This window comes from Microcoleus sp. N9_A2 (assembly GCF_036701775.1).
Taxonomy (GTDB): Bacteria; Cyanobacteriota; Cyanobacteriia; order Cyanobacteriales; family Microcoleaceae; genus Microcoleus.
The window spans coordinates 16,614-29,713 of record NZ_JAUBRH010000031.1; the positions used below are offsets into that span (position 1 = coordinate 16,614).

The 13,100-nt window shown below is 43.7% G+C and carries 18 protein-coding genes; 9 read left to right on the top strand and 9 right to left on the bottom strand.

Annotated elements, in window-relative coordinates:
- Positions 1 to 108: 108 nt before the first annotated feature.
- Together xseA and xseB are read left to right on the top strand one after the other, a co-directional pair.
- Complete coding sequence (gene xseA / locus QUA44_RS18015) at positions 109 to 1,269, top strand: exodeoxyribonuclease VII large subunit (RefSeq protein ID WP_333252978.1); 1,161 nt, start codon at positions 109 to 111, stop codon at positions 1,267 to 1,269.
- A gap of 5 nt (positions 1,270 to 1,274) precedes the next feature.
- On the top strand, positions 1,275 to 1,502 hold the full coding sequence (gene xseB, locus QUA44_RS18020; protein WP_265237410.1) for an exodeoxyribonuclease VII small subunit: 228 nt from the start codon (positions 1,275 to 1,277) through the stop codon (positions 1,500 to 1,502).
- A gap of 513 nt (positions 1,503 to 2,015) precedes the next feature.
- On the opposite strand, the gene QUA44_RS18025 is transcribed toward xseB, so the two are convergent.
- Both QUA44_RS18025 and QUA44_RS18030 read right to left on the bottom strand, forming a co-directional pair.
- Positions 2,016 to 2,225: a CsbD family protein gene (locus QUA44_RS18025; RefSeq protein WP_106149015.1), complete on the bottom strand. Its 210-nt coding sequence runs from the start codon at positions 2,223 to 2,225 to the stop codon at positions 2,016 to 2,018.
- Positions 2,226 to 2,482: 257 nt separating this feature from the next.
- The gene (locus QUA44_RS18030) at positions 2,483 to 3,319 is read right to left on the bottom strand and encodes a PHP domain-containing protein (protein WP_333252976.1); all 837 of its coding nucleotides are present in this window, start codon (positions 3,317 to 3,319) and stop codon (positions 2,483 to 2,485) included.
- 112 nt (positions 3,320 to 3,431) lie between these two features.
- Between QUA44_RS18030 and QUA44_RS18035 the strand changes: the two genes are divergently transcribed.
- Both QUA44_RS18035 and QUA44_RS18040 read left to right on the top strand, forming a co-directional pair.
- Complete coding sequence (locus QUA44_RS18035; protein ID WP_333309829.1) at positions 3,432 to 3,725, top strand: hypothetical protein; 294 nt, start codon at positions 3,432 to 3,434, stop codon at positions 3,723 to 3,725.
- Positions 3,726 to 3,845: 120 nt separating this feature from the next.
- On the top strand, positions 3,846 to 4,172 hold the full coding sequence (locus QUA44_RS18040) for a hypothetical protein (protein WP_333252972.1): 327 nt from the start codon (positions 3,846 to 3,848) through the stop codon (positions 4,170 to 4,172).
- A 165-nt stretch (positions 4,173 to 4,337) separates the two neighbouring features.
- Here QUA44_RS18040 and QUA44_RS18045 read toward each other — a convergent pair whose 3' ends face one another.
- Positions 4,338 to 4,802 carry a hypothetical protein gene (locus QUA44_RS18045; RefSeq protein WP_333252970.1) on the bottom strand — a complete coding sequence of 155 codons (465 nt, stop codon included), beginning with the start codon at positions 4,800 to 4,802 and terminating at the stop codon, positions 4,338 to 4,340.
- Positions 4,803 to 4,857: 55 nt separating this feature from the next.
- On the opposite strand from QUA44_RS18045, the gene QUA44_RS18050 reads away from it, so the two are divergent.
- A complete protein-coding gene (locus QUA44_RS18050; RefSeq protein WP_333252968.1) occupies positions 4,858 to 5,478 on the top strand; it encodes a histidine phosphatase family protein in 621 nt (206 codons plus the stop codon).
- 37 nt (positions 5,479 to 5,515) lie between these two features.
- On the opposite strand, the gene QUA44_RS18055 is transcribed toward QUA44_RS18050, so the two are convergent.
- Both QUA44_RS18055 and QUA44_RS18060 read right to left on the bottom strand, forming a co-directional pair.
- A complete protein-coding gene (locus QUA44_RS18055) occupies positions 5,516 to 6,427 on the bottom strand; it encodes a HEAT repeat domain-containing protein (RefSeq protein WP_333252966.1) in 912 nt (303 codons plus the stop codon).
- Positions 6,428 to 6,430: 3 nt separating this feature from the next.
- Positions 6,431 to 6,904: a hypothetical protein gene (locus QUA44_RS18060; protein WP_333252964.1), complete on the bottom strand. Its 474-nt coding sequence runs from the start codon at positions 6,902 to 6,904 to the stop codon at positions 6,431 to 6,433.
- Positions 6,905 to 7,043: 139 nt separating this feature from the next.
- Between QUA44_RS18060 and QUA44_RS18065 the strand changes: the two genes are divergently transcribed.
- Positions 7,044 to 7,415: a VOC family protein gene (locus QUA44_RS18065; RefSeq protein WP_333252962.1), complete on the top strand. Its 372-nt coding sequence runs from the start codon at positions 7,044 to 7,046 to the stop codon at positions 7,413 to 7,415.
- Between the two features lie 113 nt (positions 7,416 to 7,528).
- Here QUA44_RS18065 and QUA44_RS18070 read toward each other — a convergent pair whose 3' ends face one another.
- Together QUA44_RS18070 and QUA44_RS18075 are read right to left on the bottom strand one after the other, a co-directional pair.
- Positions 7,529 to 7,819, bottom strand: a complete 291-nt coding sequence (locus QUA44_RS18070; protein WP_333130274.1) for a hypothetical protein — start codon at positions 7,817 to 7,819, stop codon at positions 7,529 to 7,531.
- Positions 7,820 to 7,861: 42 nt separating this feature from the next.
- The gene (locus QUA44_RS18075) at positions 7,862 to 8,533 is read right to left on the bottom strand and encodes a phosphoribosyltransferase family protein (protein ID WP_333252960.1); all 672 of its coding nucleotides are present in this window, start codon (positions 8,531 to 8,533) and stop codon (positions 7,862 to 7,864) included.
- Positions 8,534 to 8,727: 194 nt separating this feature from the next.
- On the opposite strand from QUA44_RS18075, the gene QUA44_RS18080 reads away from it, so the two are divergent.
- The 3 genes from QUA44_RS18080 to QUA44_RS18090 all read left to right on the top strand — a co-directional run bounded on the left by QUA44_RS18080 (position 8,728) and on the right by QUA44_RS18090 (position 11,728).
- The gene (locus QUA44_RS18080; RefSeq protein WP_333252958.1) at positions 8,728 to 9,414 is read left to right on the top strand and encodes a uracil-DNA glycosylase; all 687 of its coding nucleotides are present in this window, start codon (positions 8,728 to 8,730) and stop codon (positions 9,412 to 9,414) included.
- A gap of 138 nt (positions 9,415 to 9,552) precedes the next feature.
- Positions 9,553 to 10,821: a DNA methyltransferase gene (locus QUA44_RS18085; protein WP_333252956.1), complete on the top strand. Its 1,269-nt coding sequence runs from the start codon at positions 9,553 to 9,555 to the stop codon at positions 10,819 to 10,821.
- Complete coding sequence (locus QUA44_RS18090) at positions 10,814 to 11,728, top strand: Bpu10I family restriction endonuclease (RefSeq protein WP_333252954.1); 915 nt, start codon at positions 10,814 to 10,816, stop codon at positions 11,726 to 11,728. The genes QUA44_RS18085 and QUA44_RS18090 overlap by 8 nt, the downstream gene beginning before the upstream one ends.
- 35 nt (positions 11,729 to 11,763) lie before the next feature.
- Here the strand turns inward: QUA44_RS18090 and QUA44_RS18095 are convergent, their stop codons facing one another.
- Positions 11,764 to 12,345 carry a hypothetical protein gene (locus QUA44_RS18095; protein WP_333252951.1) on the bottom strand — a complete coding sequence of 194 codons (582 nt, stop codon included), beginning with the start codon at positions 12,343 to 12,345 and terminating at the stop codon, positions 11,764 to 11,766.
- 6 nt (positions 12,346 to 12,351) lie between these two features.
- On the bottom strand, positions 12,352 to 13,062 hold the full coding sequence (pyrF, locus tag QUA44_RS18100) for an orotidine-5'-phosphate decarboxylase (RefSeq protein WP_333252949.1): 711 nt from the start codon (positions 13,060 to 13,062) through the stop codon (positions 12,352 to 12,354).
- Positions 13,063 to 13,100: the final 38 nt, after the last annotated feature.

Here is a 13,100-nt window from a genome sequence, read left to right on the forward strand (position 1 = left end):
ATTCGGCAATCGCCCTGAAACCCTTATTTTACGCTTGGCAATCACACACTGTCCGAAGCATTGATAGTAGCCTAAATCTAAAATCTAAAATCTAAAATCTAAAATTGGATGACTTCAATTCTTCCCGATACAGCTTTATCTGTTGCTGGACTAACATCATACCTGCAAGACTTGTTGGAGGGCGATCGCAACCTGCAATCAGTTTGGCTGACAGGCGAGGTGTCGAACGTTTCGCACCACCCCAGCGGATGCTTTTTCACTCTGTGCGACACCGACAAAAGCGCTGCGATTCGCTGCGTGGTGTGGAATTCTCAGCGGCTAAAATTTTTGAAGTTGCCGGCAAAAGGGGAACAATTGCTGGTTTTGGGAAGCATCCGGGTTTACAAAAATCGCGGCGAGTACCAGTTGACTGTGGTGCAATCGCTACCGGCTGGGGAAGGATTGCAGGCTTTGCGGTTGCAGCAATTGCGATCGCGCTTGGATGCTGAGGGTTTCTTCGATCCGGCCAGAAAGCGCCCGATTCCCGCGCATCCGCAAATTGTGGCGGTAGTCACATCGGATACTGGCGCTGCGTGGGGGGATATTCAGCGCACGTTAGCGCAGAGATATCCGGGTTTGCGGGTGTTGCTGTCGCCGACTTTGGTGCAGGGAGATTTGGCTCCGGCTGCGATTGCTAGGGCGATCGCGCGTGTAGAATTGGACGGTAGGGCTGATGTGATCATTTTAGGGCGCGGCGGCGGTTCTGCGGAGGATTTGGCTTGTTTTAATGATGAAAGAGTGGTAAGGGCGATCGCCAATTGTGCAATTCCAATTATTACAGGAATCGGACACGAAAGAGACGAATCTCTCGCCGATTTAGTAGCAGATCAACGAGCCCACACTCCGACAGCCGCAGCGGCCAAAGCTGTACCAATTTTAGCAGAAATTTACTCGGAACACAAGCAAAGAATGCTGAATTTAGCAAGTGTTGTAAAAGCCAGATTTCAGACAGAATCAGAGCATTTGCAACAGTTACAAAACCGACTAAAACGTTTGCCTACGACATCGCGAACTTTGCGGCAAGCAACTGGTAAACTGGAAATATTGCAAGAAAAGTTAGCAGCCCTAAATCCGGCGGCGGTTTTGGAAAGGGGTTATGCGGCGGTAATGCAGGCTGACGGTAGGATTGTCCGCCAAACTGACGGTTTAGAATTGGGAGACGAGTTGACTGTGAGGTTGAGTCGGGGTGTGCTGAAGGTTAAGATTGTGGAAGTTTTGGATGCAGAATAAATGTTATGGTTAAGTCGAAGTTGCGCCAGTCTGACTGGAATTATGAGGAAACGGTCGATCGAATTGAAGCGATTATCGATCGTGTGGAATCGGGTGAATTGCCACTAGAAGAGGTTTTTGAGCAGTTTGCGGTGGCTGTCGAGTGTTTGCAGGAGTGCGAAGGTTTTCTGGCGCGGGGGAAGGATCAGATGGATTTGGCGATCGGGCTTTTAGCCCAGACACCCGATTTTTAACCGCAGATTTATTGATATTATTTAACCAATAAAATCCCCAAAAAAACCTCACAAAATCCTGTAGGGGCGGGTTCACCAACCATCTACAAAACAGACCAAAAATCTGATAAACCTGCCGCATCCCAGCGATAAATTCACATCAACATCTTACCCATAAATCCCTCGTACATTTTAATTGTCTGTTGGGTGGGGGCGGGTTTACAACATCATTCATTTTTACCGTAAATTGTTGGTTAACCCGCCCCTACAAACCTTAAGATTCCATCTATATTTAAACAAAAAAACCTCACAAAATCCTGTAGGGGCGGGTTCATCAACCATCTACAAAACAGACCAAAAATCTGATAAACCTGCCCCATCCCAGCGATAAATTCACATCAACATCTTACCCATAAATCCCTCGTACATTTTGATTGTCTGTTGGGTGGGGGCGGGTTTACAACATCATTCATTTTTACCGTAAATTGTTGGTTAACCCGCCCCTACCGCAAATCGCGGTTTGATGTCCAGTTTCTACAATTTGTCGATCGCTCTTTTAGCTTTATCTGCGATATTTTTCACAGCATCTTTAGCATCTTCTGCAGCGTGGCGAGCGGCCGATTCCGCTTGTTTTGCTTGGCCTTCAGCTTGGTCTTTTTTGTTCCCCGTGATGTTTCCGAAAATTTCCTGAGCTTTGCCTTCTACGTTTTTGCCGATCGCCTTTGCCCTGTCTTCTACACTCATAATAAGCTCCGCCGAGTAGTTGAACTTTACTGCTATCCTAACATTAGCTCAACTGAAGTTCCTCGCTAACTTCACATTAATTTATGTTTGGTTTATTTTTATCCATTTTTAGTAGGGTGCGTCAGAATGACTTAATTATTGCGATTTACTCTGATATAAACTGACGCACCAGAACGATCGCGATGTCTTGTAAGGTGCGTTAGAATGGCTTAATTGTTCCCATTTACTCCGATTTGAACTGACGCACCCCACAGTTATTACTTCAAACTCGCCGCAGCAACCTTAATCGGTTCCAGCAATTCCAACGGTATATGCAGCATATTCAATTGGGTACTTTCAACACCTTTCCTTTCATTTCTTTCGGGTTCGGGGCCGTGATAATCGCTGCCACCAGTTACCAGCAAACCGTATTCAAGACACAAATCTTTCAACTTTTGAATTTGGCTGGAACTGTGGCTGGGATGATATACTTCAACTCCCATTAAACCTGCATCTACTAATTCTTTTAAAACTTCCTCAACAGCGCCGCCGCGAAATAAATAAGGGTGCGCCCACACCGGTACTGCGCCGCAACTCTTGAGTAAATCTATGCCTTCGGCGATCGAGAATTTCTCGTAATGCACGTAGGCGGGGCCGTCGTCTCGCAGCCAGCGATCGAAGGCTTCCCGCGATGATTTGGCGTGACCAGCTTTTACAAGGGCAGAGGCAATGTGAGGCCTTCCCGGTGCCATTCCTGGGGATGTTGTTGGCAGTTCGATCGCGAATCCCAACGCTGCTAGTTTATCTACCATTTCTTGCGATCGCCTCAATCTTCCTTCTATGCGATCGTTCAAAGGAACGCGCAACTTATTTGCATCGGGATAAAAACCTAAAATGTGCAAAGATCGACCGTTGTGCACTGTACTGAGTTCGAGTCCGGGGACTATTTCGATACCGTGCAAAGCAGCGGCGGCGAAGGCTTCATCCCAACCAGACATCGTATCGTGATCCGTGACGGCCAAGGCGCGAACCCCCGAAGATGCGGCGGCGGCTACGAGTTCGGCAGGGGTAAGAGTGCCGTCGGAATAAGTTGTGTGACAGTGGAGCTCTAGCATTGTTTTTCTGATTAACTATTTATCTACTTTGCGAACTCTATTAATCGCAGCTTCTCGCAATTTGGGAAGCACCAGCGATATTTCAATACTTGGGATATTCAGCAGAATTGGCATGACTCAAACTTTGTTTTGTTCGACTGTCTTGTCTATCTGCAACCTCTGTTCCTATAAATGCTATCACAAAAACTGTACGGAAACTCCCCAACCTACCAAGTATATAATTGCCAGTCGCGCTGTCTTCGCTTCTGAAAGTGCGATCGCCCTTGACAGAGATATTCGGGCGATTCCCCACGGGATAGCTTCGCTTCAGGGGCTTTCTGCTGTGCTAGTTAGCAAATTGGCTCAAATCAGCCTCTGCCGCCGCTTAACTCAAAACGCCATAAAATCATACACCATCAACAGTTGAGCGTTTTGGCGATCGAGATTTTTCAGGTATAAACTGTGGAGGTTCCGATAGTGGCATTGTGCGATCGCTAGCGTTGATGATTTTTGTATAAATTAATAACATAACATTCAGGTACAGCGTATGAAATCCACACTTTGCTTTCCCGAAACCTCTGTTCAATCTCAGGTAGATACTTTTGATAATAGTGCTATTGAATCTTGTATCGTAGCCGCTTGGATTGACTTAGTAGGAGGAGATTTTGACAGTTTGGGAGGAGATGATTGGCTTAATTTGTGCGGCGACATTGACGACGGCGAAATTTACCGGGAATGGTTTTTGTGGCAAGACAGCGAAGTCACTCAAGAGTGGGAAGCTTACGATCCAATTACTAATTACCGAGTTGTGGCATCTAGCCGAGAAATGCTGGTTTCTAAAATCGACCAAATCGAAGATACCCGAAAAGTTTAGTTGTTTACGAGAATGTTCAATCTTGATATTCAACTTTAATAATAATTCTGAAAACACACTCGGTTTGTCTCAAATACCTTGGCTCGAACATGATACATCGCAAAACCGCGTTTGTCAGACCAAAACAATAGGTTGGGTTTCGTTACACGGCCCCAACCTACTAATTTATGTCGCTACAGACTTTGGTTTTTCTCGTTCTAATTTGCGCTGCTTCAAAGCTGCAAGATTTTGTTTAATCGTGTCGATCGCAAATCCATTCCCCTGCTGTTGGTATAATTCGCTAGCACGGATCAAATCTGCCACAGCCTCGCCATCCGATCGCAAATTCGCAAAAATCAAGCCGCGATTGTGGTAAGCTTCTGCCGTTGCCACCTGTTGTATGGCGCTAGTGAATTTCTCTTCAGCTTGGCGGTAATTTTCCGATTGATAATCCTCAATTCCTGCTTGAAAATAAGCCGCAGCTTTGCTACCGGCGTCAGTATCTGGAAATTCTGGCGAGTTTAAAATTGGTTCTTTAAACAGTACAGAAATGCTGCCCTTACCGAAGTAAGCCCAAGTCATTGTTCCGATGCCAATCCCCAGCGCAGCGACAACAATGACAGACAGAGCAATAAAATTTGTGAGTTCCATAGAGAAATATTTGTTGTATTACAATATGATAAGATAATTTCTAAGTTCTGGAACAATGGCAGCACAGATTTACCTCAACGGTCAATGGTTTTTCGGTTCCCTAGCTTTAGTATTGTCGATCGGCATAATGACTCAAACTGCAACTTCTGACGCAGCAACCAAAGCCCAAACTCAAGCGGGATGGCAATTGTTGCAGCGGGGAGATCCAGGGTTGGTGGTGGCAATGCGACACGCGATCGCCCCAGGCACCGGAGATCCTGTTAACTTTAAGTTAGGCGACTGTTCCACCCAGCGCAATTTATCAGTACAAGGAAGAACCCAAGCCCAGCAAATCGGAGCCAAATTTCGCAACCGCAACATCAAAGTTGTTAGAGTTGTATCGAGTCAGTGGTGCCGGTGTTTGGAAACAGCAAAACTTATAAATTTAGGCAAAGTCGAGCCATTACCAGCCCTCAACTCATTCTTTAGCGACAGCAGCCAAGAAGCCAGACAAACAGCAACAATCCGCAAATTAATTGTTGATAACCGCAACACAAAAGGCGCTATTATTATGGTAACGCATCAAGTCAATATTACAGCGATTACAGATATTGTTCCCCAAAGCGGCGAAGCTGTAATTCTTAAAGGCAATGCACGAGGTAAAATTCAAATAGTCGGACGAATTGGCGAATTTTAAGAATGTAAAAGCTTACACCCTATTCTGGTTAAGGTTTCTAACAATCCCCGTCTAAAATTTCTCGCAGAGAGGAACATTCCTGCCGAACATCAAGTGATTCATCGGAAAGTAGACCCTCAATAGTTTGCGGTTCCAGCAAACTCGAATATTGTTCGTCTAGCCTGCACAACTCAATAGCAGCAAGTACGCCTGCAATTTTTTCCTCAGATTCCGGCGACATCATCCGGTTAATAGAAGCAAGCAATACATGGTTTGGAGGTGATAGAATTTCAACCAGATTTCTCGCTGTATGCCGTACAATCGAATGTCGATCTCCGAGACGTAAGAACATCCACTCCAATAAAATATTGTCACCCTGGGGGAATTCCTGATGCCGTAGATTTCCTAATGCTTCGAGGGCAATTGATCGCACATCCCACTCATCGTCAGCTAGAAGACAAGCCAGTATGGGAGCAACAACGGGATTATCTAAATCTCCTAATTTGGCAGCAGCATTATATCTGACATCATTGCGATCGGAAAGTGTTTCAGTAGCAGCAGCAGCCACAACATCAGGCCACCGAGACTCTGGACTTATTCCCATCCAAAAATCATCGCCAAAATAATGAGAATCCGTCAGAAATTCGTCTGCTTGGTAGTGAAGGTGAGAATATACCACAGACACATCTTCGTGAATAACATCCCTAAAATCAGTTGGCGCACAATCATCTGAAGAAAAACAGCTAATAAATTGCGTTTTCTGCAAATTTGCACCTTTAAATAAGGTACCATTCAGACGGCAACCAAAGAACTCTACCATTGATAAGTCTAGTTTTTCTAGACTGCAATTTCTTAAGTCACAGAAACTCACAGTGTCCTTTGGCTGGATAGGAAGCCGATGCTTTGTATCCCGCCAATTTATTCCCAAATAGGGTGTTTTGTAAGTGTTCTCTACCTTAATAGTATCCATCGATTATTTTCCTAACTGATCTTTCCCAGAGTTGGCCCATCGAGGAATCACCGGATCGTTGCCGTTGCGGTAGTCTTCAGCCCATTGTAGCGCCTCTTCCATTTTTTCAATTTCTCTAGCAATCTTTTCTTTAGGCTCATGAGGAACAGAAGGCAAAATTGGCAGTTTTATTTGTAATGATACAATATATTGACCGCACTTTTTATCGTGGAGAGTTCCTTTTTTTAGGGATATTGGCGGGTTTTCCACTCCACCTTCAAATTGTTCTTTCATTACCATAAAAGCACAACTTCCATCTCCATATTCTGCCTCTTCCCGATATAAATCGTTCATAACCTCTTGAGCATCATCTATCGCCATAGCAACTGCACGCGGAAATCTAGATTCTCGATTCTCAATCAACCTAGAATCTGGGGTTGTTGCACTGACTCTTAGTCTTCTAAGATTCTGGTTCTCTTGATTTCCTTTTGGATTCATCTCACTTAGAAGAGTAAAGGGATTGCAGGGCGAGCAATTGATTATACCAAGACTTGCACAGTCACTCCCTTTTAGAGCCGAAGTTTTGATATCGCAGTGAATGTTGTATAATATTACTAATTTGTTACAACCCATTTATATGAGTTTCCAATACAGCGCCGCCCTAGTAACTTTAGCAGACCTCGACAAAGAAGTTCTGGTCAAATTCTACACCAAATTTCTCGACATAGAACCAAATCCTTACATTCCCAATACTTATGCTGAATTTCAACTCCCCGGCTTACGACTCGGCATATTCAAACCCAAAGATTCCCACAAATCCGAATTTGTAAATCGAGCAAAAACAGGCATGAGTTTGTGTTTGGAAGTCAGCGATATCGAAAATGCGATCGCCCGAATTTGGGCATTAGGTTATCCGCCCGCCGGAGAAATTATCAAAGCCTCACACGGTTTAGAAATCTATGCCTTCGATCCGGCCGGCAACCGCATAATTTTGCATCAATCTCATTAGAATGTAGGATAATCGCTAATAATTTGTGAACTCTCGCTCTTCTCTTCCTTTGTGGAACAGGCGTCCCGCCTGTGGTTCTTCGCGTCTTCGCGGTTCGTCAAAAAAAACATCAACTATCTAATCAGTTCAGCAAAACTATAAAAACTGATAATTAATAACAGCAAGGCTGTCAGATGAGTTAGTTGAAATTGAGGCCGCGGGCCGAGGTATTCCCGCACCAAAATTGAAAAAGACGAACCAATTATATAACTCAGAGACAGGGTTAAATACTGCCACTGCAATGTTACACTCCAGAACCCGAGCAAAATCATCGCCAAAGTCAACATCACCAACTCAACAAAGCGAGGCGGATTGTGCTGAGTAGACAGAATCAAAGTGTCCAACCAATATTGCCAAGGTCTCATGTTTTAGCGATCGAGCTTTTAGATTTAGCCTTCTAGCTTAACCTACGATCGCCATTCAGTTTGTTGCAGCAAACACGCCAAAGCCTCCGCCGTCTCCACCTGCGGAAACTGCCCATAAAAGCGACTGACACTGTAAAAAGGGTGAGGAGTCTCCAGAATAATCGACTTATCGGCTATTTTCGCCAAAAAATCCATCAAATCTAGCGGTGCCACAGGCGCGCAAATCCACAAAGCCACCGGTTGCTGCGACAGCAAAGCCTTCGCCGCCACAGCCACCGTCATCCCCGTCGCAATCCCATCGTCCACCAAAATCGCCAAAGCCCCCGCCGCGCTGACATTTGGTCGTCCCGAAGCCAAATCCGCTAACAGAGATTGAGCGCTATTTTCAGCCTGCTGGAGTGCTGATTTTTGCAAGCGTAAATTGTGCTGCTTTTGCTTTTGCCAGATCACCTGGCCATCAGCAGTTGCAGCGCCGATCGCGAATTCCAAATTATCTGGGCGAGTAATTTTCTTGGCGACAACCACATCCAACGCACAACCCAAGCGGCGCGCGATCGGGACAGCAACGGGCAAACCCCCGCGCGGCAAGGCGTAAACAATCGGTTTCACCGCCTTCTGTGTCATTAAACTCAACTTGCCGAACTCGTCCACAACTGCCTCGGCCAGTTTTTCGCCTGCATCGGCGCGATCGTCAAAAAACGGGTTAGAGAACATATTTTTGCCTGTACGAGCTCAACCAAACAATTGGAGATTTGCTGCTCTAATCTAAACTATATAGCAGTTTTCAATCCCATGAAATACAGTAGGGACACGGCACTGCCGTATCCCTACCCAATACCTGTACTTCACTCAAATGAAAACTGGTATAAACTATAATCTCAAAAAAAATCTCTCTAATTGTAAAATATATGTCCAGTGACTTGCAACTCAGTCTTTTTGACAGCAATCAAAGTGCCGCCTTCCAAAACGACTCAATCCCAGCAAATGCCAAAATTCCCATTCCCGCCGGCACATATCAAAATATGGAACAAATCGGCGAGCACTGCAACCGCTGTCACCGCTGCGAATTGGGCAACAGCCGCACCCACGCCGTCATCGGGCGCGGCAATCCTCAAGCCTCAATTTTGATTGTGGGAGAAGCGCCCGGACAAAACGAAGATGAAACCGGATTACCCTTCGTCGGGCGATCGGGCAAACTACTAGATAAGATTTTAGAATCCGTAGAATTGAGTGCAAAAACCGACGTATTCATTGCCAACGTCATCAAATGTCGCCCACCCAAAAACCGCCCTCCCACAGCCAAAGAAATCGAAGCTTGCAAACCATACTTGCTCGAACAAATTCGCATTTTAGACCCCAAAATTATTTTATTAACCGGTGCAACAGCCTTGAAAGGTTTGTTAAGCGACAAGCGACCAATTAGTAAAATCAGAGGTCAATGGATAGAATGGGAAGGACGGCTGTGTATGCCAATTTTCCACCCATCATACTTGTTACGAAATCCCTCCCGCGAACCGGAGACACCAAAATGGTTTATGTGGCAAGATATGCAGGCAGTAAAAGCGAAATTGGATGAATTTAAAGCGGTAACATAATAATCGAGATTTACGCCTAATATCATCTCCAGTCAAGCCCAATACTTGTCGGGGCGGGTTAACCAAAAATCTATGGCTCAAACTAACAATATCATAAACCCGCCCCTCATGAATTCGTACCCAATAAGAATTAGCATCATGACTTTATCTAATATTTTCAGCGCAACCCCCATCAATAGAAAAGAAATTTCTCAAGAACTCTTAGACATTGAAAATAAACAACGAACCAATCCCCTCCCTTGGAAAGGGCAATTTTCCCCCCAGTTTGTAGAAATTTTGATTAATAAATATGCTAATCAAAACAGCGTGATTTTTGACCCATTTTTAGGTAGTGGAACAGTTTTATATGAAGCCGGAAGATTTGGAATAGAAGCCTACGGAACAGAAATCAACCCAGCAGCTTTAATCCTAGCTAACCTTTATAAATTTATCAATCTTTTGCCAACACAGCGAGAAAAGTATATCAATTGCTTTTTAAATCGCCTGCACACGGAAATATTTGAAACAATGCCACTTTTCCAAACAATCCAAAAAGATGTAACCCAAAATGATCTAATAGAGAAAGTTGTAAAATTAGCAGTTAGTGCAGAACAAGAGTTCATTAATATTTTACATGAAGCATTAGTTATATTACTAGATTTAGACAAGAAAAAAGTTACTTACTCAAGAATTTTCACTATTGCGGAAAATATCGCTGCTTTTGTGCTTAAACTACCTTATAGCGAAAAACCGATAAATGCCTACAACGCCGATGCCAGAAATATTCCCCTAAGAAACTCCAGCGTCAACCTTGTGATCGCCTCTCCCCCTTATATCAATGTATTTAACTATCATCAGCAGTATCGCGCTTCTACTGAAGCACTAAACTGGAAACTTTTAGAGGTGGCAAAATCTGAATTTGGTTCCAATCGCAAACATAGAAGTAACAGATTTTTAACTGTAATTCAATATTGCTTAGACATCGCCTCTACTTTGCAAGAATTGTTAAGAATATGTAGTCATGAAAGTAGGATAATATTTGTTGTCGGTAGAGAATCAAATATTAGAGGCACTCCTTTCTTTAACGGAGAGTTAGTTGCCGGAGTCGCCAGTCAAGTATTGGGTATTAGTTTAGATATCCGTCAAGAAAGAAGTTTTGTGAATCGCTACGGCAAAACGATTAAAGAAGATATACTGCACTTTGTCAAACTAGAAAATCAACCCTATTATTTTGCATTACATCAAGCACGAACTCTGGCAGTAGAAGCATTAGAGTCCGCTTATTCCCTAGCGGACGAACAAGTTAAGCCTGAAATTAAAGATGCTATTGATAAGGTTGAAAAAGTACAACCTTCACCTTATTTTGATAGGAACAATTCTCGAAAACTGATTAAAACAATTCACCCAAAAGCAAAACTTTATGTTTGATTTACCTAAACCACATGGCGATAAACTAGCAGCATTGCTCAATAACGATAAACTACCTACGGCAGAGAAGCTGCGCGTTGAGCACGCAATCGAACACTATAACCAATGGTTAGAAACCATTAAAAACATAAGTGGTGATTTGAAAGTCATGCCAGAAATGGTAGCTCATCTAACATCTTATAAGCGATACATTGATGTTGAACTAATTTTTGACAGTGAAACTGATTTTTTATACCGTCAAAAGGGGCAATTAAAACTCGATAATTCAATTGTAGAGGAATTTATACCTATTTTAGTTACAACCGTATTTGCAGATTCATTAAAAGACAAGGAACTATCCTTTGGCCCCACACAATGTTTTTCATCACTACGATTTGAGTCAAGTTTGAAAACAAGTCCACCGGGCGGCGGGATGAGTATTCGATCCAAAGACCAAGATTTTGCAATTAGTAAAAAAATCTTTTTGAAAGCTTCTCACAATCGAGATTTTAATGAGAGTATTTCCCGCGAGGCAAATATTGCTTATGTTGCGGCTGAGTGTAAAACAAATCTTGATAAAACGATGTTTCAAGAGGGCGCTGCAACCGCCCTTGATGTAAAATTGAGTGTACCAGGAGCCAAGTATTTTTTACTATGTGAATGGCTTGATATGTCACCAATAAGCTCATCACTTACAGCTATTGATGAAATTTTAATTTTGAGAAAAGCCAAGCGATTATCGTCTAATATAAGAAGTGCTTTTAGTACAGCAAAGGGAAGAAATAAAAATCGAATTTCTTTTGTGAATCATCTCGACTATCATCCCTTCGCACCAGCAGTTTTTATGAGATTTTTAAGTGAAATTGAAAAGATGATTGGCAAAGATGAACTAGATGAAAAAGATGTGCTTTCAAGAGGATATTTTTAATTTTAATAATTTATTGTATCCTGCGTTCTATTTTTTCATTGTGCAGGACAATCTCGCAACCACAAACGAATCGCGTCAGCAATTGCGCTTGTCTCCCCCTGTGGCGCTAACAACGGGCTAACATCCGCCGCCGTACCAAACCGAGAAACAATTTTGACTAATTCCCAACCCTTCGGGGTTTTAGCTAAAAACAGCCAGTGATATTGCTGAATTTCGACTCGCTTTCCCCCCAAATACTGCGTTTCTAAAGTAGTAATAAAAGCTTGATTAGTATTTTCAGGAAGCGCATCTTCAAAATTTAAAGGTAGCGGTTGAAACTCCGGGCGACCTGCTACAATTATTTGACGGGACAAGTAACCGGGCGGTGTAGAAGTGTTAGGAGCAAAGCCCGATCGCACAATTACGCGATTAGCATAACTCGGTAAATCTTGCAACAGCCGATCGACTAAAGCTTCCAAATCTGCCGGACAAGGCGATCGCCCTAACAAACCATTCCCCCTTGCACTTATACTCTTAGCATGATTTGTCGCCAAATCAACCGCCAAAGTCGGACTTGCAACCGCAGATGTTAACAGATAAACACAGATCAACGCTGATGGGATTTGATCTGCATTCATCTGTGTTTATCCAATCTCATCACAAATCCGCGCAAAAGCCGCCACCGGATCGTCGGAAGCTGTAATCGGACGCCCTATCACCAGATAATCAGCACCTGCTTTAAATGCCGCTTTTGGAGTCATTGATCGCTTTTGATCGCCCCCATCAGCCCATTTCGGACGCACCCCCGGACAAACTAACAGAAAATCATCCCCGCAACTCCTTCTTAACTGTTCCACCTCTTGTGGAGAACAAACAGCACCAGCTAAACCCGTTTCCTTAGCCAACAATGCCATGTGCAAAGCATATTCTGGCAACTCTAAAGGTATTTTCAACTCAAAAGCCAACTGTCGCGAATTCAAACTCGTCAACAGCGTAATTGCAATCAATTTAGGAGTCGGTTTATCAACCGCCGCCGCCCCTTCTACCAAAGCTAACTGTGCCGCTTTCAAAGCATCTTTACCACAAGTAGAATGGATAGTCAATAAATCCACGTTGTACTTAGCCGCAGCCCGACAAGCACCAGCCACAGTATTCGGGATATCGTGAAATTTCAAATCGAGAAAAATCCGCTTTTCCCGCTGTTTTAAAATTTCCAAAATCCCCGGCCCGGAACTCACAAACAGTTCCAAACCCACTTTCCAGAAAGATACATTAGGCAGTTTGTCAAGAAGTGCGATCGCCTCTTCTTGACTAGGGACATCCAAAGGAACAATAATTCGATTATCAGCGTTCATCAGCGTTCATCAGCCTTCATCAGCGGTTAAAAAAGATA